The sequence below is a fragment of the uncultured Rummeliibacillus sp. genome, assembly GCF_934216135.1.
Classification (GTDB): domain Bacteria; phylum Bacillota; class Bacilli; order Bacillales_A; family Planococcaceae; genus Rummeliibacillus.
Genome location: NZ_CAKQBI010000026.1, coordinates 1 through 25,453, shown reverse-complemented (window position 1 = coordinate 25,453; position 25,453 = coordinate 1). Strand labels below are relative to the sequence as shown.

Genomic DNA, 25,453 nt, shown 5'->3' with positions numbered 1-25,453 from the left:
AATTTACAAATATTTATATGTAATTTATTGTATTTTAGTGGTAAAAAATATATTATTAATTTGAATATAGTAAAAACATATATATTTATAACTCAGCCAAATTTTAGGAGGAACCTTTATGCAGATGATCTGGTTAAGGTCTAAAACAACTATGCCTACCCCACTTGAAGACGCTGTTGATCGTGATAGATTATATAAAATACTTAATAATGATTATGCAAAAAAACTGACAATACTACGCGCACCTGCAGGATATGGAAAGACAACAATATTAAGTCAATGGTTACGCAAAACTAATACAACCATAGCGTGGTTATCGATTGATTCAGCAGATAATGACCCCATGCGATTTTGGCAATATATTATTAATACGCTTTCTGAAGTTACACAAACTGATATCAATTTAGAACTCTCCTCACTATTATCTTCTCAAGATCCATCCAATTTAGAGTCCTTAATAGATTCTTTTATAAGTGAAATTAGCAATATTAATCAAAAAATCTCCATGATTCTCGATGATTATCATCTAATTAAAAATGAGACTATTCATTCGATGCTAACACAATTCATCGAGTATTTGCCTGAAAATGTTCATGTTTTTATAACAACTAGATCAAAGATCCCTCATCTTCCTATAGCTAGATGGACGACCAAGCCATGGTACAGAGAAATTGGGATGGAACTTCTTCGTTTTAATTATGAAGAACTACAACAATTTTATGAGAAGAAAAAATTATTGATGACCAATTCATCTATTTTACCGATAATTTTAAAAAAGACAGAAGGCTGGATAGCTGGAATACAATTAGCTGAACTTTCAATGAGGAGCTCTTCATCAAATGAAATAAAGTTTGATGATTTTACTGGTGCTAATCCATATATATTCGATTATCTATTGGATGATATTTTAAAAAGTCTTCCAGAGGACTTACAAGATTTTATCTTACAAACTTCAATTTTAGATTCTTTAGACCCGAATGTTTGTAATAATTTTACCAATCAAACGAATAGCTTGAACATACTTTCAGATTTAGAAAAGATGGGTCTTTTCATCGTGCGTTTAAACGCTGACCCTCCTGTTTTTCGATACCATCATTTATTTGCAGAAGCATTACAAATAGAGTTTAAAAAAAGGTATACTGAAGAAAAAATCCAAACGATAATTCAACATGCTGCCGACATTTTATATCGCAATGGATATTACATCTCTGCTATTGAATTATTATTAAAAAATAATAACTTTTCGTTAGCTTCAACGTGGATTATAGAATATCTTGTTGATATTTTTACTTTGGGACAAACATCTACTCTTGTTAACTGGGTACGGATTATGAAAAACAACAATTACTCTATTCCGATTGAAATTCTTGTAATGGATATAATAGCACTTATTTCTGCTTTTCAATATGAAGAAGCTGCCATATTAATAATTGAACTAGAGATGAGACAACAAATCGAAAATTGGATGGAACAAGAAGAAAATCTAGGAGTTGCTAGTATTTTCGAAACAGTGAAAGCTTATGCGATCATTTCGTCAGCAGGTGATGTTAAACAAGCGTTAGCGATTATTCAAAGGCAATTGAAAAAAGGGTTAGTAAGTTCAAGATGGGACAATATACGGATTCAATATAATACTTTTGAACACAAAATTTTACGAACAAGTATCGGTGCAAAAGGAAAGATTCAAATAAATGACGATGCCATTGCTTTTTCAAACTTAATGAGAGAATCTGAGTTTAAAGATCAGCATATGACTGTTTTTGGCTATGGTTTGTCAGCTGAGACTATGTATGAAGTCAATGCTATTGAATTAGCATCTGAAGAATTAGAAATTGCTCTAGAATCTGGTCTTCGCAATAATGATCCTGGACTATTTATACCTATGTATCTCCTAAAAGCACAAATATATATAAAGAACAATAACTTTTCTTCTGCACATCTATTATTGACAAACGCAATGGAACTTGTACAAGAAAAACATTGGATTCATATATTACAAACTATGAATGCAAAGTGTTTTATACTTGAAGGAAACCTTCTTCAAGCAGAAAAAGAGCTTGCCACTTCTAAATTTGTTAATGGCCAAATCTCAAACTAATGATGCTTTGAATATGATATTACCTGTTAAGGCTAAAGCATTGCAAGAAGGACAAATCTCAACTATTATTGAAGCCTTTATACTAGAATCTATTTGTGAAAAAGCTCTTGGAAATGTTGAAGCTTCTTTCGTAGCTATACATGAAGCGCTAAAATATGGTTTAGCTAATAATTATATTCGTTCTTTTTTAGATGAAAAAGACTGTTTGCCCATATTAAAAGAATATTTAAAAATGCGACAAACAACGGAAAGTATAAATGAGAATAAGGTGCCTCTTTCATACGTAAATTATTTGCTTGAAAGTTCTGATTCATCAGATCATCGATTTGAATCACTTACATCGCGCGAGATGGAAATATTAACTTTACTATCTAAAGGTGCAACAAATAAAGAAATCGCCAATCAGCTTTATCTTTCTGAAGGTACTGTTCGTGTATATTTAACAAATATATATAGTAAATTAGGTGTCAATTCACGTTCTAAAGCAATGCTTTTATTAAAATAAATAATTTCCCCTTATAAATGCATATTTAAGAATAAAACATCACACAGTGGATATTTCGTCTTCATCCATTGTGTGTCAGTTGAACCAATCATAAAGTTCAGGTCTTATCCCCTTATAGTTACAGCTGAGTATTGATTTGTTTTTCGAAGTGTCTTAGTATTCAAACACCCTTACGACAACAATGTACGCATTTTGACAAAATACTTCATTTTTCTGAATTTTAATAATAATTATTCCCTAGGAAATATTTTCGATATTTCGAAGAGAAATTTTTCAATGATCTTTTAGTAGAATCTGAATTCAGTCTCCCATTATGTAAAAAAGCCATTTAATAAAGTAAATACTTTATCAAATGGCTAATATTATGCTCTAACAAATTCAAATCTTATGCTTTTAAGAAATCCGGATCTAAATATGCTGGGTTTGGATATTTGTAGAAACCTTCCCCTGTAGCTTTTCCCATTTTCCCTTTATCGATAAATTGAGTTTTCAACATATCAGCTATAGGTTGTACTGCTGGATTATGCTTTGCTTCTGTAGCAACAATATTATATGCAGTTTGTAATCCAACAACATCTAGAATAGCAAAAGGTCCTAATGGTGCTCCTGTTGCTAGCATCCATGTCTTATCTATTGTTTCAGGATCAGCCACACCTTTCGCTAACAATGCTTGACCAGCGCTTAAAAATGGAACCAATAAAGAATTTAAAATATAGCCAGGTTGTTCTTTAAGAATATGAAGAGGAATCATACCAATTGATTTTGCAAAATCAATCACTTCTTGTTCGTATTTTTTGTCTGTTCCTGGATGTCCCATTACTTCAGCAGTATTGTTTTTCCATACTTCGTTCGCAAAATGTAATGCTAAGAATTTTTCTGGGCGACCAGTATATTCAGCAAATTGACTAGGAACCATTGTTGATGAGTTAGAAGCAAAGACTGTTTTTTCTGGCGCAACAGTTGCTAAATCTTGATAGAATTTAATTTTAATCTTTTCTAATTCTGGAATTGCTTCGATGATTAAATCTGCATCTTTGACAGCTTCTTTTAAATTTGAACTAAATGTAAAACGTTCAAGTGCTTCTGCTGCTTTTTTTGCATCATTGAAATATGTTGCATAAGTATCTTTTAAACCAGTTAGACGTTCTTTTGCTTTTTCTAATGCAGCATCATTAATATCATAAACACTTACATTATAGCCATGAAATGCAGTTTGAAAAGCAATTTGACTTCCTAGAACACCACTACCTGCTACAGTTACATTTTTGAAATTCATATAAATGATCTCCTTTTGAACGCATATTATCATTACAATTTTATTATTACTATTTTCTCCTTTAAAAGTCAATAAAAAAGTAAGTATTCACTTACTTTTAATAGAGTAATAGTTTCCATAAAAAAAGCTAAATCTCAAGACACTTTAAACTAAGTAAAAATGTCTTTTTGATTAGCAATTTTTCATTGATTATTTTAGATGAATCTCATTTGAATCTTTAACAAACTGGATTAAATTGAATGTTTTATCGTTTCAAACCCTAAATATAGACAAAGTAGAGATAATAGAAAAGCAACAACATTTTCTGTTTTACTTCCTGTACGTGTTGTTATTGGAAATCGCACCATTATGTTCAGTGGGAACAATAACATAATCCCTTTTTTGGTGAACATATCTAAAATATAGTGACTGACCATACCAATTAAAATCCCCGCTATAATTGAATCGTTTGAAATATATCTTGTCATCAGCAATATTATAAGAATCAAAAAAAGTAAACTATGCGTAATAGATCTGTGACCAAATAGTGTGTTTACAATTTTTGAAATGATAGGAAATGTCCTTCCTATTTTACTGCCTGTATGACAAATATCTGGAAGTAACGCGCCAAATACACTTGCACCAACTAATATTATTGGATCATAATTTGTAATTTGTACAAAAGCAAGACTTGATGCAATTCCGCCTAAGATGTGAGTATTTCCTGTCATGCTTTTTTCTCCTTAATTATTCTAATATAGCAATGTAATGATTTTACACTATTTTAAATGAAATTTGTATTATTACTTACTTTTCTATATTCCACACTCATTTATAAAGAATATTGCCTATCAAAATAGTTACGATAATCTCCACTTATAATTTTCTGCCACCAGTATTTGTGTTCTAAATACCAGTTAATCGTTTGTTGTATACCTGACTCAAATGTATATGTCGGTTTCCATCCAAGTCTTTCTATTTTTTGGGGGTCTATTGCATAACGTAGATCGTGCCCTAACCGGTCTGGCGCAAATTCTATTAACTTTTCTGATTTTCCAAGCTTATGGATAATCGTTTTTGCCACTTCTAAATTTGTTCGTTCATTATGACCACCGATATTATAAACTTCTCCATTGATGCCTTTATGCAAAACTAGCTCAATCGCTTTACAATGATCATATACATGTAACCAATCTCTAATATGATTTCCTACTCCGTATATGGGAACTTTTTGATCGTTCAATACTCGAGTAATTGTCAATGGAATAAGCTTTTCTGGGAAATGAAACGGTCCATAATTATTAGAACAACGTGTAATATTTATCGGTAAATCATATGTTTCGTGATAAGAACGTACTAGCAAATCTGATGAAGCTTTACTGGCACTATATGGACTATTAGGTTGTAAAGGCGTATCTTCTGTGAAATATGATGTGGGATTCAAGTCTAACTGCCCATATACTTCATCTGTGGATATATGAACAAATTTCTGAACTTTTGTCTCTTTTGCTGCCTCTAGTAAAACATGAGTTCCCACTACATTTGTTTGAACAAAAATTCCTGGATTCTTTATCGACCGGTCCACATGACTTTCTGCTGCAAAATGAACGACATAATCAAATTTCTCTTTTTCAAATAGAGGAATAATTGTATCTACGTCTGTAATATCAGCTTTAACAAAATGGTAATTTCCCATTTTCTCAATGGATTGATGCTTTGTTAAGTCTCCTGCATAAGTCATTAAATCTAAATTGTAGATTTCATATTCAGGATATTTATTAACCATATATTGTACAAAATTTCCACCGATAAATCCTGCACCGCCAGTAATGAGTATTTTTTTTCTCATCAAATCCACCTCCGATTAAACGGCTTATGCTTATGCTAATATTTTTCCAGATGATTGCAGTGCAATCTCTTCTAAATATTGTCCGTACTCTGTTTTCATAAGGGGTTTTGCAAGCGCAAGTAATTGTTCTTGCGTAATATACCCTCTTCTATAAGCAATTTCCTCAATACACGCAATGTACATTCCTTGTCTTTTTTGAATAGCTTCCACATAATTAGATGCTTGTTGAAGAGATTCGTGAGTACCTGTATCCAACCAAGCAAGTCCTCTTCCTAAAACCTCTACTTTTAACTTTTGACTTTTTAAATAATGCTCAATAATTGACGTAATTTCCTTTTCACCTCTGGCCGATGGTTGTACATTTTTTGCAATACTCACTACATCATTATCGAAGAAATATAATCCTGGCACCGCATAAGAGGATTTTGGAAATTCAGGTTTTTCTTCTATTGAAATAGGATTTCTATCTTTATCTACTTCAACTACACCATAAGCACTTGGATCTTTTACATGACAGCCAAATATAACGGCACCAGTTGTTAATGTTGATACTCTTTGAAGTCGATTACCAAAATCTGAGCCATAAAATATATTGTCACCTAAGACTAATGCTACTGGTGAATTACCTATAAACTTTTCCCCAATAATAAATGCCTCAGCCAAGCCATTTGGTTCTGTCTGCACTTCATAAGTCAAGTTGATACCTAGTGATGTGCCATCTCCTAAAAGTTCTTGGAAACTAACGATATCTCGAGGAGTTGAAATAATTAAAATGTCTGTAATACCAGCTAACATAAGAACCGATAAGGGATAATAAATCATTGGTTTATCATATATAGGAAGCATTTGTTTCGATACAGCCTTTGTCAAAGGATAAAGTCTTGTACCTGATCCGCCTGCTAATATAATCCCTTTCACCTAGTACTTCCCCCTTTTATGATTCTACAAATTCGATCAACATCTTCTAAAGCTAAATCTGCATAAAGTGGTAATGTAAGAACTCGTTGAGCAATATACTTTGCAATAGGTGTTTCTTGTGAACTAAACCTTTTTTGATAACATTCATATTGATTTGTAAGTGGGTAAAAATATTTTCTAGCAAAAATATTTTGTTCATTTAAAAACTGACATACTTCATCTCTAGAAAATTTATAATTGTCAAAGACGACAGGAAAATAAGCATAATTACTTTTTACACTTTGTTGAATAAAAGGTAATTTAATTCCTTTTATTTCACTTAGCTGCTCTATATATCTTTCATAAATTAATTTTCTTTTTTCAATTTCAGTGTCCATATTCCGGAGATTACAAAGCCCCATTGCAGCTTGAAATTCATTCATTTTTGCATTGCCGCCAACATATTCAACAGATTCTGGTCCTGTTATTCCAAAGTTTTTATATGCATTCAACACTGATGCTAATTGAGGGTCCTTAAAAGTTAACGCCCCTCCTTCAATGGTGTTGAACACTTTTGTTGCATGGAAACTAAACATAGAGGCATCACCAAAATTAGCAACACTTTCTCCATTAACGGTAATCCCGAATGCATGTGCAGCATCATAGATGACCTTCAAATTGTATTTTCCTGCAATTCTTTCTATCTCCTCAAAATTACAAATATTCCCATAAACATGAACTGGAACAATTGCTGATGTGTTTTCAGTTATTAAACTTTCTAGTTGATCTGTTTGGATTGTGTAATCTTCGAGGTTGATATCACAAAATACTGGTTGCAAACCATTTCTTACGATAGCGTGTGTTGTAGAGGCAAAGGTGAAAGGTGTCGTGATAACTTCTCCTTTTAAATTAAATGCGGAAAGTGCAGTTTCTAATGCTAGATGACCGTTAGAAAAAAGAGAGATATTTGGCGTATCTAAATATTTTGTCAGTTCCTGTTCTAGTCTTTGGTGTTTAGTGCCCCTATTCGTCAGCCAATGGGTCTCCCATAAATCTTTAATTTCTTCTATATATTCTTCAAAAGGTGGAATTGAGGATTTTGTTACTTGAATTGATTGGCTCATACTTTTCCCTCTCATTCTATATTCCTCGTTCTTTTAATAGATTCTTACATATAGTATGTATTGAGGTAAACAATCAGAACAAGTAACTTAGTAATTTTTGCTTAAATTAAATATGAGCAATTTAAACTAAGGTGGCGATTTTTTTGTTTAAACTACGTGTAAAATAAATAACAAAAAAAACGAACAAATATGCTCTGCCCGTTCATTGAAAACTATAGCTATTTAATTAGTTCGTGTACATTTATCATTTCTTTAATAGTATCAATTTCATTGAACATCATTACATCAATAATTGAGAGTCCAGATACAAATGGATGATTAAATTGTTGATACGATTCTAGTTGCGGTTTGACAAATTGAATATCCAAATTATGATCAGCATATTTTTGTTGATCATAAAACTCTTTGCCACCAATTGCATTAATATAAGTCGTAGCATTCAATGCATTGGCCACTTTAATTCCCCATTCATCTGCTTCGTTTGCCTCTATAATTTCAGGGTATTTTTCTGATAAAACAGTTATTTCAGTTTTGATGTCGAAAAGTTTACAAGTTTCTTTAATAAGGAATGTATTTAATTCGCCAATATGATCAAATTTAACGCTTAATATCTCCTTCACAAATTTCTCGACATTTCTAAAATTAGGGGCAGCTTTATAATAAAGTAATTGCTGAACCATTTTTTCTTTCCAATTAGCCTCATGATCAATACGGATATCTTTTATTCTTGTTTCTCTTGGAGCTTTGCAAACTGGGACATTAATATAAACCGTTTCTTTATGAGCGTTTAAAATACGATTTCTTGTAATCCAACTTCGCCTAATAAATTGAGCCTGATCAAAAATAACAAACTCATCCACTGATTGAATAAGCTGATAATAACCTAGATACGGGAAGAAATATGGTTGCATTAATGCGATTTTCAAATTATCAGACCTTTCTTTTGCTACGATTTAATATTTAAGGCGAGATAAAATTATTTAGTTTCAAAATCTAGTTCCATATAAATTTTTCCATTTGAGCAATAGACAAAGTAATCATTTCTTTGTTTATATACTGTACCTAATTTAGCTGATACTACTGGAGCTCTGCTTTTTTCATAATCTAATATTCTCCATCTTCTAACATCCCCTTGAATTTGAGAAAAATCAAATACATTCAACCAATTCTGAGTCCCCCTTAGCAAATGCCAAATTCGTTCTATTTCCCAATCCTTCCAATCGACAATTTCTTTATATTCAACAGGCTTAATCTGCCTCGCCCTAACAGTGGTGCTTGCTTTTGGTTGTTTGATTCGTGGTTCACAATTATTCTCAATGTCCATTATTGCCTTTAATAATAGCTTTACGCCTAACTTATTCTCTGAATAATCTATAAATTCTTCCTCTGTCGAACCTAATGGTAGTTCAAAACTTTCCTGATAAATAATATCACCAGTATCTTCCCCTTCATCGAGATAATGTATTGTTACTCCTGGTTGAATTGTTTGATCATAAAAAGTCCAAAAAATAGGATATCCCCCTCTATAGTTGGGCAACAAAGTAGGATGAAGATTTATACACCCTTTTTTAGGAATATCTAAAATATTTTTCTTTAACAACTCAGACATTCCATTTACTATTATTAAATCTGGTTTTATAGTTTTAACCCAGTTCTCTAAATTGATATCACAACCACTATTCATATAATAAAATGGTACATTCTTTTGATTACAATAGGTTTCTAATTCTAAAGATCTATTTGATGGATTTTTTCTTCTAGACTCTATAATACCCACTATTTTAATAGAAGAATCTATTATAGACTTTACTGTTTCTGAAAATTCCATTGTTATGAGTATAATTTTTAAATTTGAAACGACCACCTATTTCACTCCTAATCCGTTGGGAGAATAAGATTCATCTATAATTATATTTACCCAGTCTTCCATATTTTCCATCTTCTCTAGCATCTCATCCATTGAAGCAAATTTCAGAATGATTGTTCCTATTTTGTCATTTGCACCACTTAATGCTGTAATTGATTCACCAACATTAATTAGTAATTCTTCTTCAACTATATTAAGTTCTTGTAATTCTTTTTTTATTTCCACTTCTTTAAAAACCCCATCTTTTTGACTATTCAATATATAGCTTGACCAATAGCCCTCTGTAGGAGCCATTAATAAATCATTACAGTCTTCCCCCAATGAAGCTTTAATTGTATATTCAATTAAATTAATCCCAGTTGCATAGTTAATAGCTTCTGGTAGTAAGTCTCCACCATTTCTTGGACCAATTTCAATAATATAAATATTTTCCTTGTCATCTACTCGAATATCGAAATTGTAAGAACCTGTTTTCATATTAAGTAAACGTAATATTCTTTGAACTTCATCATGAATTTTCGTTTGTATAGATTCTGACATTGTGCAAGGCCAACTTGAACCAATTGGGACGAAAGGATTTGAGGATTCATTACTTGGAAAATGTTCATTACAAAAAGCTCTAAAAATTAATCTACCATCAATAGAAAATCCATCTCCCCCTACATGATATCCGGAATTTTCTATATATTCTTCGATAATAAATCGTCTAACATTTGAAAATCTTAATGCATTTTCGGCCTTGCCTTTAAGTTCTTCAATTCTATTGATTTTCGCTACCCCTCTGCTTCCAGATGAATCTACTGGTTTGATCATTACAGGCATTTTAAAATTATTAAAATCAGAATAGGCATCTTCTATTGTTTCATATCCTTTAGCCTTCGGAACATGGAAATTATGCTTTCTTTGAAAATCTCTAAATAGCTCTTTATTTGTTAAGATTTCAATAGATTTATATGGATGTGTAGGTAAGCCTAATCTCTCTGAAACATAGGCTGCAGTTGGTGCGGAAGAATCTGTCGCATAGCATACAATACCATCAACTTTTAATGACTTTGCTAATGATAAAACAGCTTCCTTATCTGTTGTACTAACATTATGATATTCGTGCGCAAGTTGATGGCCTGGATTGTTTTCTAAGTAGTCACAGGTAATAACGTAGTGTCCCATTTCTTTCGCAGTTTTTATAGCTGGTATTTGTGAATGTGATCCTCCAAGTATTAATATTTTTTTCATTTATTGCACCTCACTATTTATCATCAGTCCTTTATGATTTTTTTTTCATCTCTTTAATTGTCATTATTAAATATGAATAACACTCGAGCTTAAATATCTTAGCTAATCCTACGTAAATAATTATTCCTAAAACGATTTGAATAATTAGTGTTAATAATTTATACAATTCAAACCAATGAATTGTATAAACGATAAACCCCATTACAAGCGATAACAAAAGAGAAGGAACTAAGTCTCTCCACTGTTCTGCAAAACTATATTTTATTAACTTTCTATTAGGATATGCGTTAATAAATGTTGAAAGAACACTACTTATAAATCCTCCCCAAACTAAAGCATAAATGCCAAATTGCAAGCTGATTATTAAAATAGCTACGCTCAGTATTTTCTTAACAATTTCTAACTTCAAAAAAAGATCACTTCTACCTAAAGCATTCATAACTTGTAAGTTCATCGTATGAATTGGCCACAATGCATAAACAGCACAAGATATTTGTAAAAAAGGAACTGCAGAAAGCCATTTTTCAGTAAATAAAAGTTCTATTAAGGGTTCTGCTATCACAGCTAATCCTACCATCATCGGAAAAATAATAAATGAGCTTGTTACAATAGATCTTCGTGCAATTTCTTTCACTCTTTGGGTATTCTCTTGATATTTAGACAAAGTCGGTAACATGACAGATTGTATAGATCCATCAACATTATTTACGATTAAACTAGGTAATTGCTCCCCTCGATTATAAAACCCCAGAGCTGTTGGACTGTATATTTTACCTACTAATAGATTGGTTAAATTAGAAGTAAGTGTGTCTAGCATTCCGGAAACCAGTAATTTCCATCCAAAGGAAAATAATCTTTTTACTCTTGTGATTGAAAAGACAAATAATGGTCTCCATTTCACGGTAAACCACAATATTATCGTAATTACGATTTGATTTGTTAGTTGCTGACTTACTAAAGCCCATATACCAAAATTAGCATATGCCATAACAATACCTACTATTCCAGATGATACGACTGCACCTAAACTGCTAACAAATAATTTCTTAAACTGCAAGTTTCTTGAAATAATCGCTATTTGAATTGAGTTTATTGCACCAAAAAACAAAATTAATGATAAAACTTTAAGTACATTTGTAAATTCAGGTTGATTGAAAAAGAAAGCAATATATGGTGCCGATAAAAAAAGACATAAGTATAATAATCCTGCAACCAAAATACTCAAATAAAAGACAGATGAAAAATCAATCTCATCTGCTTCTTTCTTCTGAATTAACGCTGTATTAAATCCTGTTTCCACAAAAATTTTTGCAATGGTAATTACTATTGTAGCTAAAACGATTAAGCCAAATTCTTCCGGTACCAGAAGTCTAGCTAACACAATAGTTACAATAAATTGGATACCTTGAGTTCCACCGCGCTCCATTAGTTTCCATATTAATGACGAAAGGACTTTCGTTTTTGTTATGTCACTGTTCATCTAACCAGCTTCCTTTTTGCCAATCTCAAGAATTCTAATGTATTCGGATAATACTGAGTTAACATGATAATTAATTTTCTTTTTAAACCTAATCTCATATAATAAGCTTTATTTTTCCCAGTTTTAATTTCTTTAAATTTTCTTTCTTCTAATAAAATACTAAGTTGATTTTGAAATATAGTTTTAGTAATTACATCATCATATTCATAATTTGTATATATATTAATTTCATTAAGCATTTCTGCGATTTCGTTATAATGTTGCTTTCTTTTTTCTATATCCAAATAAATTCTATTTGTCCATGAACCACTACCCCCAACTCGGTAAGATGACATAAATTCATCCAAATAATATACTTTTCCTAAAAGTGAAAGATTAATTACATTGGGATAATCAGAAACTGGCGAATTCTTCACAAAATCAGGACTATTTTTTATATATTTGGTCAAACACAACATAGAATTGGTAAGGAATAGACCACCACCACCTTCTATAACCTCAGAGACACTAAATATTTTACTTCCCTTGTGTGGACGGTTGTAAGAAAGGGTATTTTTGTCATGTGCATTTACAATTGTACCTGCATGGACACAAAGACTACATTCAGGATGACTCTCCATAAAATCTACTTGTTTTTGTAACTTGTATGAATCTGTCCAAAAGTCGTCACCTTCACAGAATGCAATATATTTTCCTTCGGCTCGATTGTAGTTAAAATCTTCAAAATGAATTCCTTTAGAATATTGATTTACGGTTTGATAAATTGGCTTGATCAAATCTGGATATTTCTTTTCGTATTCTTTAATGATTTTTGCAGTACAATCTGTAGATGCATCATCATGAATTAGTATTTCATATCTAAAATTTGTTTTTTGCATTAAAAAACTATCGATTGCATCTGATATATATTTTTCATGGTTATAGGTGATGCAGTGAATACTAACTAAAATGTCCATTTTACCTACTCCTCCAATTAAATCTATGCGAATCTAATATAATGCTCTATCTAGTTCAATTAGACATTGGAGCAAAGATTTTACTCTTTATATTTGTTGCAAAAAAGCTTAAAAATATAGTCATAATACCAACATCAGAGACTAATCCATTAAGAAACATGAATCCTATTGCTAATGTAAAAACAGGAATTAAAGAAACAATACTATTAATTTTATTTCCAACAAGTTTTTTTGTTATTCTAAATAAATTCATATAAATTAAAATTATTACCACCGTACCTATAAAACCCTTTCCAGTAAATAATTCTAAATAAATATTATGTTGAACATGGATCTCACCCGTTATTGGAGAAATTAAATCAGGAACTCCTGACCCAAAGAATAACTTTACTAAACTTGAAAAAGCATCATTTAAATACATTTTCCATATTTCAATTCTTCCGCTTCCACCACTTGTTTCTTCTGAAAAGATTCTATTTTCATAATTTTTAATCAGTAAACTCAAAAAATCATTTAATATAATAATAATGGTTACAAATATTAGAATTACAATTAGTTTTTTGAAAGCACTGTACTTAATCTTAAAACAGAATAAATAACAGAAAAGTATAATATTCGCTACCATAGACATTAAGAAACCTCGTGACATAGACATTAGTCCAGAAAATAAAAGCATTATGAATATAATTAAATAAATACTAGTGAATCCTTTTTGATAGATTTCTAATAATAATAGCGAAATTCCAAAAGCTAAACACAATGAAAAGTAATTAGGGTCTCCATTGATAGCTTCGATTCTATAGCCACTAATCTTATTACCTTGTAAAAGTGGGAATAATAAACTTATTATAGAAGCAACCAAACATCCATATATATACGAATTAGATACAGAATTATAAAATTCACTTAGATTATCCTTATATATTTCTAAAACACAAATAACCATAAAAATATCTATTACTACCCTAATTTCTTGGGTTAATACTCCTAAGCTATTTTGCGCAAAATAATAAGTTAACATGCTTGTAGTAAAGTATAATAAAAGTAAAAATAAAAAGGGTAAATTTATTCTTAAATTTTTGTGCAATAGCATTTTAAAAAACACAATAATTAAAAAAAATGATGATAATGCTATTGAATCAGTATTTAGTTTGAACATTGGAATATTTGGTAGTATGAAATAATATACACTAAGACAATTATATATATTCAAAAAAAATACAGGAGCAAAATAAAATAATAAGCCTATATATGAGAATATCTTATCGTGTTCCATCCAATATAAAAAAAAGCATATACTACTTAAAAATGGCCATATTAATATCGCTACTCTTTTAAAACTAGATCTACTATTAAAATTTAGTACTCTAATATTCATTTGGCCTCCTCATAACAATTATTCAATTATTTTTATGAATTTTTCAAAATAATTTCTAAAAGAAAACTTATCCAGATTAACTTTTATAAATTCTTTATTTAGTAAATCTGTTTCAGTAAAGTAAAGAAATTCTTCCAATCCTCGAACTAAACCTTCAATATTATTAGCACAAATGATTGATTTTGAGTAACTATTTAATAAGTCGTCCATGCCTCCACAATCTGTAGATATTATAGGTACATCTAATATCATAGATTCAATCACGGTTGTGCTTAATCCTTCAGATCTAGAAGAACAAATATAACAATCTGAATTCTTCAAGTATTTATATGGATTAGTACGATATCCTAAAAGTGTAATTCTATTAGTCAAATCATAATTTGCTATCATTTTAGCAAGTTTATTTTTCTCATCACCTTCACCAATTATTAATAACTCTATGTCTTTATATTTTTTTTGTATTACATTAAACGCTTCAATTAATCTATCAAAACCTTTAACTTTTTCTAATCTACCAATAGCACAGAATAAAATATCTTGCTTTCTATGAAAATCATTCAATGATTCCTTTGATTTCTTTTTTATATTTTTTATATCAAAAGGATTATACATTACTACTGTTTTTTCCAAATCTATATTAAACTTTTCAATAAATCGATTAAGCGTATTATTAGAAACAAATATTAATTTATCGAAATTATTATAACTTTCATATTCTTGATTGAAATTTTTATATCGTTTCTTGGGCCAAGCAATATTACTTGCATCAGCATGAATAATTGCTATTTTCTTCGTACTGGAACTTTTGCAACCACTAATAATTTTTGCAGGAATACCTTCCAATGCAGCAATTTCAATATCATATTTTTCCCTGATTAATTTTTCATGTAAAAAATGTGGCTGTGCATTATTAAAGAACTTAAAAAAAAGTCTGTCTTCTTTATACTTTCCATTAAATATATATTTATATTTTATATTGCTATTTAAAACATGGGCATCTCTTGAACAATCTACAATTGTCATAACTGTAATATCATAGAGGAGTTCATCCATATGATTTACTATATCAACTAAAATCTTTTCTGCCCCACCGCCTACTAACTGATAAATCAAATATAGCACCTTTTTTTTCATTATTTTCCACCAATCGATTATATATAGTTATAAATTCCTAGATACTCATTATACTTTTCTCTTTTTTCATATTTTTTTGAACGTGTAAGGCAATTTTCTATAGAATTCTTAGTCCTTTTAATTAGTTTAATAGCATTACTTAATTCTAAAATATTTCCTTTTTCAACGACTATTCCGCAACTTTCATCTATACTTTCAATACTTCCTCCTGTGTTGAATGTAATAACAGGTGTCCCACAAGCTAATGCTTCTAAATTTGTAGTTGGAAAGGTATCTTCCAATGTAGGATTAACAAAAACATCTGAAGCCGAATAAATTTCAGCTAATTCTTTAATATTGTTTGTTCTATTAATTCCAACAATATTATTTGGACATTTTCTTTTTTGTGATTCAGTTAATCCAACTAAAACAATAGCTTCATTTGTTTGTATTTTCTTTGATAATTCTATAAAATAATCGAGACCCTTTTTTTTCTCCCAAATATTTGCTACCCCCAATATGACAAACTTATTTTTTAGCTTATGTCTTTCTCTAAAATTACTATCCCTATTTCTAAAAATCTCCAAATCTATACCATTATTTATAACTTTCACTGGATATTCTTTTAAGAAAGAACCTTTTGCTAAATTAGCAAGCCATTTAGATGGAGTTATGATGGTAAGATTTTTTACACCTGTAAATATCTCCATTTTCTTTTTATAATTCAAATTTGAACGATCTAATAAAAAACTAGATGGATATTCGCTTTTTTGTGGGCATAAATGACATCCCTTCTTCCACTTATCACATTGAATAAAATCAAAATGAGAGCAGTGCCCTGTAAATGCCCAACAATCATGTAATGTCCAAATAACAGGTTTATCAACCTTTTTTAGATAATCAAATAACACTCCTATATTGATGTAATATCCATGAATGTTATGTAGATGAATTACATCTGGATTAATTTTTTCAACCTTCTTTATAAACTCCTTAGTTGCTTTCTTCGATCCAAATCCATGTTTATCAGATAACCGTGTTAAAGCAACATGAGTATAATTATCAAATTCAGTCCCAATTCGAATAGCATTTTCGCAATTTATCGCTTGCCCTCTACCATACGCGATATAACTTTCATGTCCTTGTTCTAACAAAATATGATGGATATCCGTTGCAATCCTTCCAGTACTCCCTATCCCACAAACTGAGTTTATCTGTAATACTTTCATAAATTTTTACCCCATACAACCCGATTCACATAATCTGTATACGATAAAACGATTCTTAACACTTTCTCTGATACATTCGGCATACTGTAGTCACTAACTGGTCGAAATGTATTTATGTTTTGTTGTTCTAGTATCTCTAATCCTTGTAAGATTCGTTCTTTCTTTAGCCCAACCATCATCACAGAAGCTTCTTCCATTGCTTCTGGTCTTTCATGTGCTTGTCTTATATTAAGGGCTTTGAAACCTAAGATGGATGATTCTTCACTAATGGTTCCGCTATCGCTAAGTACTGCTTTTGCTTTTGTTTGAAGTTTGACATAATCATTAAACCCTAGTGGTTTTAAGACTTTAACGAATGGATGAAATTCAATTTCTTTTTCCTGCATCTTATTTCTTGTTCTGGGGTGTGTGCTGATGATGATTGGTAAGCGATAGTTTTCTGCAACTGCATTGATGGTTTCTACTAAATCCGTGAAGTTTGTTTCTGAATTGATATTTTCTTCTCTGTGGGCTGATACTACAAAATATTTTCCTTCTTCAATATCTAACTTTTCGAGGACATTTGATTTTTCAATATCCTCTTTTCTTGAGTGAAGCACTTCAAACATAGGACTTCCTGTTTTGATGATTCTATCTGCTGGCAGCCCTTCTCTTAGTAAATATTCTCTCGCAATATCACTGTAGGTTAGGTTAATGTCAGCAATATGGTCGACAATTTTCCGATTGGTTTCTTCAGGTACTCTTTGGTCAAAACATCTGTTTCCTGCTTCCATATGGAAAATTGGGATATGTCTTCTTTTTGCTGCTATAGCACATAAGCAGCTGTTGGTATCACCTAATACCAAAAGAGCATCTGGATTTACTGCTTCTAAGATGGGATCAATTTTCACTAATATATTGCCGATTGTTTCAACAGCTGTTCCTGTAGCAGCATTTAAGAAAAAATCCGGCTTTTTTAAGTTGAAATCGTGAAAGAAAACGTCATTTAATTCATAATCATAGTTTTGTCCTGTGTGTATAAGCGTATGTTCAATTGCTTTTGATTCATTTAATTTACAAATAACGGATGATAGTCTAATGATTTCAGGTCTAGTTCCAACGACGGTCATAACTTTTAATTTTTTCATCAGCTAAACCTCCAAAAAATACGTATCAGGTTTATCAGGTTCAAAGCATTCATTTACCCACATAATGGTTACTAAGTCACTGTCTCCTACATTAACAATTGAATGTGTATACCCAACAGGAATATCTACAACTTCTGGTTTTTCTCCACTTACTCGATATTCAATGATTTCTTGTGAATCTAATTTTCTAAAACGAATCAATCCATTTCCACTAACAACTAAAAATTTTTCGTTTTTTGTATGATGCCAGTGATTGCCTTTTGTTATTCCCGGTTTTGTAACATTAACAGAGACCTGACCTCTTTCAGGTGTTCTTAAAAATTCTATAAATGCTCCACGATGATCCGTATTCATCTTTAAATTATAAGAAAATTCTTTTTCTGGTAAAAAGCTTAAATACGTACTGTAAAGCTTTTTCGTTAATGCGTCTTCCATATTAGGAATCGTCAAATTCGTTCTACTTTCTTTAAAACTTCTTATAAGATCTGCTAGTTTTCCAAGTTTAACTTTATACGTTACAGGGATCACGCAATAATTATCTTGAACAGTATTCGTATCTTTTAGTATTTTCAAGAATTCATCTATTACATCATCTATATAACATAGAGTTAGCTCCGCTTCAGGATTCGTAATCTCAATATCTATATTTCTAGATATGTTATGGCAGAATGTTGCAACCACTGTGTTGTAGTTTGGTTTACTCCATTTACCGAATACATTTGCTAAACGGAAAATAAAAACTTCCGCTCCTTCATTCTCAGAGTATTCTAGTAGTAGCTCTTCAGTAGCTCTCTTACTTTTGCCATAAAGATTATCTATTTCAGCCTGAATGGAAGAGGTGAAAAGAATAGGTGCTTTGTTTTTATGTTTTTTCAACAATTCTATTAATTGGGCAGTTAAATATAAATTTCCTTCTATAAATTCTTGCTTATTTTTGGGTCTATTCACACCTGCTAGATGGAAAACAAAATCACATTCTTTCGTACATTGTTCAAGATAAGTACTATCACTTTCTCTAGTAACTTGTAATATATCGTTATAGCCCTTATTTTTTAACTCAGCAATTAGATTTTTTCCTATGAATCCCTTAGCACCTGTGACAAGAATCTTCATATAATCATTCCACCTTTATCTGAGTAAATGAATTTCATTATTCCACTTTTTGAGTTCATTTTGTACATAGTCTAGGTTTAACAGTCTTTCTTTTATTTCTTCAATGTTTAAAATATGTGTATTATTAGAGTTGTATTCTTCTATTTTCGTTAGCTTTTTACTACCTTCAATAAAGTATTTATCATAGTTTAAATTTCGTTGATCTGCTGGAACTCTAAAAAATCCCCCTAAGTCTTCCGCAACTACATATTCTTCCTTGGTCAAAAGTGTTTCGTATTGCTTCTCACCATGTCGGGTACCGATTATTTTGATATCGTTGTCAACATTAAAAAGTTCTTTTATGGCTTGTGCTAAATCTCTAATAGTACTCGCTGGTGATTTTTGAACCATGATATCTCCCGCAGCTGCATGTTGGAATGCAAAGACAACTAGTTCGACTGCCTCCTCTAAGTTCATTAAAAATCTTGTCATATCAGGGTCAGTCAAAGTTAATGGCTGTCCGTTTTTAATTTGATCTATAAATAACGGAATAACGGATCCTCGCGAAGCCATCACATTACCATATCTAGTTCCACAAATGAGTGTTTTCTCTGGTTTTACTGTTTTAGATTTAGCCACAAATACTTTTTCCATCATGGCTTTCGAGATTCCCATCGCATTAATGGGATATGCTGCTTTGTCTGTTGAAAGACAGATTACTTTCGCCACTTCATATTCAATAGCAGCTGTCAAAACATTATCTGTTCCTAGTACATTTGTTTTTACTGCTTCAAGAGGGAAAAATTCACAAGATGGTACTTGTTTTAATGCTGCTGCATGAAAAATATAATCTACTCCATGCATCGCGTTTTTCACACTCGCTATGTCTCTTACATCACCTAAGTAGAACTTCAGCTTGTCGCTTTTATATTGCTTTCGAATGTCCTCTTGTTTCTTCTCATCTCTGGAGAAAATACGGATTTCTTTTATATTAGTTTCTAAAAATCGTTTCATTACCGCGTTACCAAAGGAACCTGTACCACCCGTAATCAACAATGTTTTGCCTTTGAACATTTTTCAGCCCCCTAATTTTATTAATGATTCTTCTAAAGTCGATATAAAACTCTTTTTGCTATAATTTTTAATGTAATAATCGTATCCATTTGCCCCCATCAATTTTTGTTGATTACTATCACAGAATTCCAAGATTATTTTTGATAATTCTTTATAATCATCTGCATCACAACAATATCCGCAACCTGCCTCTTTTATAACTCGTCTCGTTTCCCCATTAATCGAACCAATTATAGGTTTATGTGCTGCCATATAAGACTGTACTTTTCCCGGTAGTGTATACGAAATAGTTTTATCATTTTTTAATGTTATCAACATCGCATCTGCAAAGCTGTAATATTGGGGCATTTCATTGATAGGTTTTCTACCGTAAAAAATAATATTGTTCAGTTTAAATTTTTTACTAAGTACAATACATTCTTCTAATTTTGATCCATCGCCTACTATATGAAACATAATGTTATTTTTTTCTTTCATTTCATTTGCTGCTTTTACAATTGTTTCTACACTTTGCATTTCTCCTATATTTCCAGCAAATACAAAGTTAAATTTTCTATTTTCCTTTTTTTCCTCTATTTCAGCAAATATATCTTCTGCATATTGTGGAATATGTTGTATATTTTCTATATTCATAAATAATTTGCTTTTAAAATATTCTTTAAACATACTTGATGTAACTGCTATTGAATCTACTGAACTATAAATCCATTTCGATATTATAAAAAATAGCTTATAAAATATTGAACCTTCTTTTATTCCACCTGCTATTAAACTAGCTGGCCATAAATCTAGACAATAAAGTAAAATCTTCCTGTTATATTTTTTCTTATAAACTATTGCCGGAATTGCCATCATGACTGGCGAAAGTTGGTTCACCAACACTACATCAAATTTTTCTTTTAGATTAAAAGCTTTTATAGAGGCTGATAATGTATAACTAATATAGTTTAAGAAAAGTTGAAACTTAGTGGTCCCTCTACCTATTTCAAAAGTTCGAACAACTTTTACACCATTAATTATTTCATTTCTTTTTTTTCCTCTACGATAATTTTCAAGTATTTTACCTTCTGGATAATTTGGAAGACCAGTTAAAACGGTCACATCATGGCCTTTCTCAACTAGTGATTCACAAATATCAGTAATTCGAAACGGCTCTGGGTAGTAATATTGGCAAATGACTAGTAAGTTCATTTATACTTAAGCCTCCTATATCTAAAACTACTTAGCCTTTAATCTCTTCGTTTCATGCTGAAAATCTTCTTTTTCTCCTTGCCCACCTTCTATAATTCCATCACTTTTTACTACATTTATCATAGTTAAGAAAAAACATTTACAATCCGTCCAAAAATTAAGCTTCCTCACATATTCCCCATCTAACTTTGCTTTGTGTTCAATAGGCAGTTCATCTCTTCCATTAACTTGTGCCCAACCTGTTAAACCCGGTTTAATATCATTCGCACGATATTTTTCTCTTTCTTCAATTAAATCGTATTGATTCCAAAGTGCTGGACGCGGTCCAATTATGCTCATATGTCCAACAAATATATTCCAAATTTGAGGCAATTCATCAAGTGATGTTTTTCTTAAGAACTTACCTAGTCTTGTAATATATTGATCAGGATTATCGAAAAGATGTGTCGGGATATTCTGTGGAGTATCTATTCTCATTGTCCGGAATTTTAAAATTTTGAATTGAGATTGATGTATGCCTATTCTATTTTGTTTAAACAGAATCGGCCCTTTTGAATCGATTTTTATCATTATCATTAACAATATAAATAATGGAGATAGAATAACTAAACCTAAAGTGGACAAAACAATATCAATCACTCTCTTAATTATCAAATACATCTCTTAACCTTCTTCCTTATGTCAGACACCTACCATTTCTACAACAGTAAGCATTGTTGTGAAATTTTTATCTTTGCTTTAATTTCTCTCTTACGGCTTTTTATCCTTTACATTAAGATATAAATGATTATATATATTGATACTTTCCCTTATGTTCATTCTCTATCGACTTGAAAAGTGGTAAATGTCGTATCATTAAATAAATTTTGAACTAATCTATCTAAACCTCAGATAATTCGACTAAATATATGATGAAATAGTTATATAAATTGTTACGCCTATAGTTTGCAAGATATTCCATCGGAAAGGAGATAACTATCCTTTACATGCTAATAAAGGTTAGTTATTTAATATGTAATATAGTCCTTTTGCCTGTGAGCAGCTATGCACTTCTGATTAGAAAGTTACATTTTTTCGCGATTTTTTGGGGCAAGATTAGATAATCTACATGCATCTTATGATTTGAGCTTTTCTTTTATTCTTTGATTTTGGATGTTTTTAATTAGTCTGAGGAAAGTTGTATGAAAATAGTATTTTTATGAAAGAATCCTAATGACTGGAGGTAATAAGGACTGCCTGATTTTGCTTTTCTTGACTGATTAATATTCACTTTATGAAAAAGTATTTTGATTGAAGTTGAAGGCAGTACTTCATCAGAAACAGCTCGTGCTAAAAACCCCTACAGAAAGAAATTATTTTGTTAAAAAAACTCTCTCTCTATAGGAGCACATCTTTTAATGACGAGGGTATTGAAGTAGTGCCTATCTGAAACGGAAATCTACTTCTTAAAACGGAAAAAGCGAGCATGAGAAAATTCGTTCTCATGCTCGCAATAATGATTAGAAAGTTTATTTCAGTATCCTAATCAAATGGACAGTAACCTTTTATTATAATAGATGATTTTTAATGGTTTTTATTAAAGACACGCTCTCTGTCAATATTAAAATATTTATAAACATCAACAGGTGATGCCTTTGCGGGGCTGCCTTTATATATTTTTCCTTCTTCAGTATTTTTAATGATCAACGCTCCTGAGGAAATAAAACAATCCTTTCCTATTTTTATTTCATCATTAATCGTACTATTTATTCCTATAAAACAGCTTTCGCCAATTTCGCAGTTTCCTGCAATAACTGCATGTGAAGATATGAAGCAATGATCCTTAATTACAGATCGATGTCCTATATGGTTACCACTCCATAAAATAACGTTATTCCCTACATGAACATGATGTTGTAATACGTTGTTTTCAAAGATAAAGCAATTTTCTCCAACTGTTACGTTTTTCCAGACAAAAGCTTTAGAGCTAACATAAGATACAAATTCATATCCCTTATTTTTTGTTTCATAATATAATCTCGTTCTTAATCGATTGAAATTTGTATACGGAATTGCAACAAAAGCTTTATATTCATTTGCTGGATAAATTTGTTGTACCTCTTCAAAAGGAACAACTGGTAATTCATAAAGCTTGTCTCTATTGATGTAGTCTTTCTCAGCAGTAAATGCGACTACTTCATATTTGGAATCATAGGTAAAATATTCGTATGCAATTTCAGCTAACTCCCCAGCACCTACAATCACTAACTTTTCAGCATTGTTTGGAGATTTATCCATTATATTGATACACCTACCTTCAATTAGTCTATAAATAATCTATTTTTGTGGATGACCTAGCTACAAAGATGATTTATTTAAAACTATATTTCGATAATAATCAACTATTAGAAAATGATTTAAATAAATAGATTATTCTCAGCTAACTAAACATATGAAAGATGTAGCTTCTTTATGATTTAACGTATGTCAATATAGGGCTATAGGAAGGGCTAATTTTTAGAGAATTTTTAGCTTTGTTATTATAACGTTATAAGTTCCTGATTCAAAAGTTCTTCACAAACACGTGCTAATGGTAAGCCCACAACATTTAAATAATCCCCTTCAATACGATCGACAAGAAAAACGCCATCCGTTTGAATACCGTAACCGCCTGCCTTGTCAAATGGATCTTTAGTTGCGATATAGGCTTCGATCAGTTGATCTGAAACATTCTTAAAAATAACCTTAGTTGACTCTACGAATGTAGTTTCTGAGCCATTTTCATCGATAATGGCAACAGCAGTTAATACTTGGTGTGAATTTCCACGAAGTGAATAAAGATGTGATCGTGCTTCTTCACGGTTTTTAGGTTTGTGTAAAAGGACATTATCTTTTACTACAATTGTGTCGGCACCAATAATTACTTTTCCAGGTGCTTTTTTGGCAATATCGCGAGCTTTTAATAACGCGACTCCTGTCACATATTGATCAACGGTGGATGCTTGTACACTTGTTTCTTCTACATCAGATGACATGATTTCAAAAGGGATATGTAATCTAGAAAATAGCTCTTTTCTTCTTGGTGAGGATGATGCTAAGACGAATGATTTTGTTGTATGAAATTGCAATTTGTTCACTCCTTCGTTTGTAATCATACATAAGTTTGAATGATTTTTGTAGTAAACTGTGATGAATATGAAATTCCCCAAAAAATTCCAACTAAATAAAAGAGACCTCTGAAAAATAAAAAAAGGTGACTTTAAGTTCAACATCGAACGAAAGTCGCCTTTTCTTAATAACAGTTTAAGTTTAATCCCATTTACTTTTTAAAGCTTTATCGATTATGTGAATAATGCCCTGGATTAGGTATCGCACCAATTGTACTTACCCAGCGGTTCGTATAATTGAAGAATCCTACAACGAATGCTGCTTCTAATATTTCATGATCATTGAAACCAACTGCTCGAAGTTTATCCACTTCATCTGTCGTTAATTCAGCGACATTTTTTGTTGCACGATATGCATAATCACACAGCGCTCTTTGCTTTTCGGTTAAATCTGCTGAACGATAATTATAAGTTAGTTTATCTACCCAAACAGGATCTTGTGTCAACCCTCGAAGGATATCACCATGTGTTGTTAGACAAAAAGTACATGAATTTGTAGAGGAAACGACGAGCCCTATCATCTCTTTGTCAATATTGCTCAGATAACACGTTTGAGAATCAAATAAGGACTGTTTAAAGTCTAAAAATCCTTTAAATTGTTTCGCATTTAATGGAAGAATTTTAAACAAATTATTGAAGAAACCTTGTTGACTCAATTGTGTTTCAATTGTTACATCAAATTCTTTTTGCAATTCTTCTGGTACCTCTGTCTCATTTGGTGGCTCTAGATAAGAATATTTTGGTTCAGTTTTTGACATAATTAATCTCCTCGTATATTAGTAGTAAGAGCTCTTTCCGATAGAATTTCCAGTTGATCCGGACAACTGGTGATTCAATTG

23 protein-coding genes are annotated in these 25,453 nt (G+C 31.1%); 2 read left to right on the top strand and 21 right to left on the bottom strand.

Features of this window, described 5'->3' with window-relative positions:
- The first annotated feature begins 118 nt into the window (after positions 1-118).
- On the top strand, positions 119-2,098 hold the full coding sequence (locus Q0977_RS14150) for a hypothetical protein (RefSeq protein ID WP_299515179.1): 1,980 nt from the start codon (positions 119-121) through the stop codon (positions 2,096-2,098).
- Positions 2,058-2,603, top strand: a complete 546-nt coding sequence (locus tag Q0977_RS14145) for a response regulator transcription factor (RefSeq protein ID WP_164489621.1) — start codon at positions 2,058-2,060, stop codon at positions 2,601-2,603. Before Q0977_RS14150 ends, Q0977_RS14145 begins: the two co-directional genes overlap by 41 nt.
- A gap of 385 nt (positions 2,604-2,988) precedes the next feature.
- Here the strand turns inward: Q0977_RS14145 and Q0977_RS14140 are convergent, their stop codons facing one another.
- The 21 genes from Q0977_RS14140 to Q0977_RS14040 all read right to left on the bottom strand — a co-directional run bounded on the left by Q0977_RS14140 (position 2,989) and on the right by Q0977_RS14040 (position 25,372).
- Positions 2,989-3,879 (bottom strand): 3-hydroxyacyl-CoA dehydrogenase, encoded by an 891-nt coding sequence (locus Q0977_RS14140; protein ID WP_124218481.1) that lies wholly within the window; start codon positions 3,877-3,879, stop codon positions 2,989-2,991.
- Between the two features lie 230 nt (positions 3,880-4,109).
- Entirely contained in the window at positions 4,110-4,589 is a 480-nt protein-coding gene (locus tag Q0977_RS14135) for a metal-dependent hydrolase (protein WP_299515176.1), read from the bottom strand.
- Positions 4,590-4,690: 101 nt separating this feature from the next.
- The gene (gene rfbB, locus Q0977_RS14130) at positions 4,691-5,710 is read right to left on the bottom strand and encodes a dTDP-glucose 4,6-dehydratase (RefSeq protein ID WP_299515174.1); all 1,020 of its coding nucleotides are present in this window, start codon (positions 5,708-5,710) and stop codon (positions 4,691-4,693) included.
- A 27-nt stretch (positions 5,711-5,737) separates the two neighbouring features.
- A complete protein-coding gene (rfbA, locus tag Q0977_RS14125; RefSeq protein WP_119416725.1) occupies positions 5,738-6,625 on the bottom strand; it encodes a glucose-1-phosphate thymidylyltransferase RfbA in 888 nt (295 codons plus the stop codon).
- On the bottom strand, positions 6,622-7,728 hold the full coding sequence (locus tag Q0977_RS14120; protein ID WP_299515171.1) for a DegT/DnrJ/EryC1/StrS aminotransferase family protein: 1,107 nt from the start codon (positions 7,726-7,728) through the stop codon (positions 6,622-6,624). Before Q0977_RS14120 ends, rfbA begins: the two co-directional genes overlap by 4 nt.
- Before the next feature lie 218 nt (positions 7,729-7,946).
- Complete coding sequence (locus tag Q0977_RS14115) at positions 7,947-8,654, bottom strand: WbqC family protein (RefSeq protein WP_299515169.1); 708 nt, start codon at positions 8,652-8,654, stop codon at positions 7,947-7,949.
- Between the two features lie 50 nt (positions 8,655-8,704).
- On the bottom strand, positions 8,705-9,592 hold the full coding sequence (locus Q0977_RS14110; RefSeq protein ID WP_299515167.1) for a methionyl-tRNA formyltransferase: 888 nt from the start codon (positions 9,590-9,592) through the stop codon (positions 8,705-8,707).
- Positions 9,593-10,828 carry an acetyl-CoA carboxylase biotin carboxylase subunit family protein gene (locus tag Q0977_RS14105; RefSeq protein ID WP_299515165.1) on the bottom strand — a complete coding sequence of 412 codons (1,236 nt, stop codon included), beginning with the start codon at positions 10,826-10,828 and terminating at the stop codon, positions 9,593-9,595. It lies immediately after the preceding gene.
- A gap of 31 nt (positions 10,829-10,859) precedes the next feature.
- Positions 10,860-12,308, bottom strand: coding sequence for a lipopolysaccharide biosynthesis protein (locus Q0977_RS14100; protein ID WP_299515163.1), 1,449 nt, complete (start codon positions 12,306-12,308; stop codon positions 10,860-10,862).
- Complete coding sequence (locus Q0977_RS14095) at positions 12,305-13,264, bottom strand: glycosyltransferase (protein WP_299515161.1); 960 nt, start codon at positions 13,262-13,264, stop codon at positions 12,305-12,307. The genes Q0977_RS14100 and Q0977_RS14095 overlap by 4 nt, the downstream gene beginning before the upstream one ends.
- Positions 13,265-13,319: 55 nt before the next feature.
- Positions 13,320-14,642 carry an O-antigen ligase family protein gene (locus Q0977_RS14090; protein WP_299515159.1) on the bottom strand — a complete coding sequence of 441 codons (1,323 nt, stop codon included), beginning with the start codon at positions 14,640-14,642 and terminating at the stop codon, positions 13,320-13,322.
- A gap of 18 nt (positions 14,643-14,660) precedes the next feature.
- Positions 14,661-15,776, bottom strand: a complete 1,116-nt coding sequence (locus Q0977_RS14085) for a glycosyltransferase (protein ID WP_299515157.1) — start codon at positions 15,774-15,776, stop codon at positions 14,661-14,663.
- Positions 15,777-15,793: 17 nt separating this feature from the next.
- Positions 15,794-16,984, bottom strand: coding sequence for a glycosyltransferase (locus tag Q0977_RS14080; RefSeq protein ID WP_299515155.1), 1,191 nt, complete (start codon positions 16,982-16,984; stop codon positions 15,794-15,796).
- Positions 16,981-18,111: a non-hydrolyzing UDP-N-acetylglucosamine 2-epimerase gene (gene wecB / locus Q0977_RS14075; protein ID WP_124218476.1), complete on the bottom strand. Its 1,131-nt coding sequence runs from the start codon at positions 18,109-18,111 to the stop codon at positions 16,981-16,983. Before wecB ends, Q0977_RS14080 begins: the two co-directional genes overlap by 4 nt.
- A gap of 3 nt (positions 18,112-18,114) precedes the next feature.
- Positions 18,115-19,224: an NAD-dependent epimerase/dehydratase family protein gene (locus Q0977_RS14070; protein ID WP_124218475.1), complete on the bottom strand. Its 1,110-nt coding sequence runs from the start codon at positions 19,222-19,224 to the stop codon at positions 18,115-18,117.
- Positions 19,225-19,239: 15 nt separating this feature from the next.
- Positions 19,240-20,277 carry a polysaccharide biosynthesis protein gene (locus tag Q0977_RS14065; protein ID WP_299515149.1) on the bottom strand — a complete coding sequence of 346 codons (1,038 nt, stop codon included), beginning with the start codon at positions 20,275-20,277 and terminating at the stop codon, positions 19,240-19,242.
- Positions 20,278-20,280: 3 nt separating this feature from the next.
- Positions 20,281-21,468 (bottom strand): glycosyltransferase family 4 protein, encoded by a 1,188-nt coding sequence (locus Q0977_RS14060; protein WP_124218473.1) that lies wholly within the window; start codon positions 21,466-21,468, stop codon positions 20,281-20,283.
- A 27-nt stretch (positions 21,469-21,495) separates the two neighbouring features.
- The gene (locus Q0977_RS14055) at positions 21,496-22,128 is read right to left on the bottom strand and encodes a sugar transferase (RefSeq protein ID WP_299515144.1); all 633 of its coding nucleotides are present in this window, start codon (positions 22,126-22,128) and stop codon (positions 21,496-21,498) included.
- Between the two features lie 903 nt (positions 22,129-23,031).
- On the bottom strand, positions 23,032-23,745 hold the full coding sequence (locus tag Q0977_RS14050; protein WP_124218792.1) for an acetyltransferase: 714 nt from the start codon (positions 23,743-23,745) through the stop codon (positions 23,032-23,034).
- Positions 23,746-23,987: 242 nt separating this feature from the next.
- Entirely contained in the window at positions 23,988-24,602 is a 615-nt protein-coding gene (locus tag Q0977_RS14045) for a nucleoside triphosphate pyrophosphatase (protein WP_299515206.1), read from the bottom strand.
- 179 nt (positions 24,603-24,781) lie between these two features.
- Complete coding sequence (locus Q0977_RS14040; RefSeq protein ID WP_124218796.1) at positions 24,782-25,372, bottom strand: peroxidase-related enzyme; 591 nt, start codon at positions 25,370-25,372, stop codon at positions 24,782-24,784.
- Between the last annotated feature and the right edge of the window lie 81 nt (positions 25,373-25,453).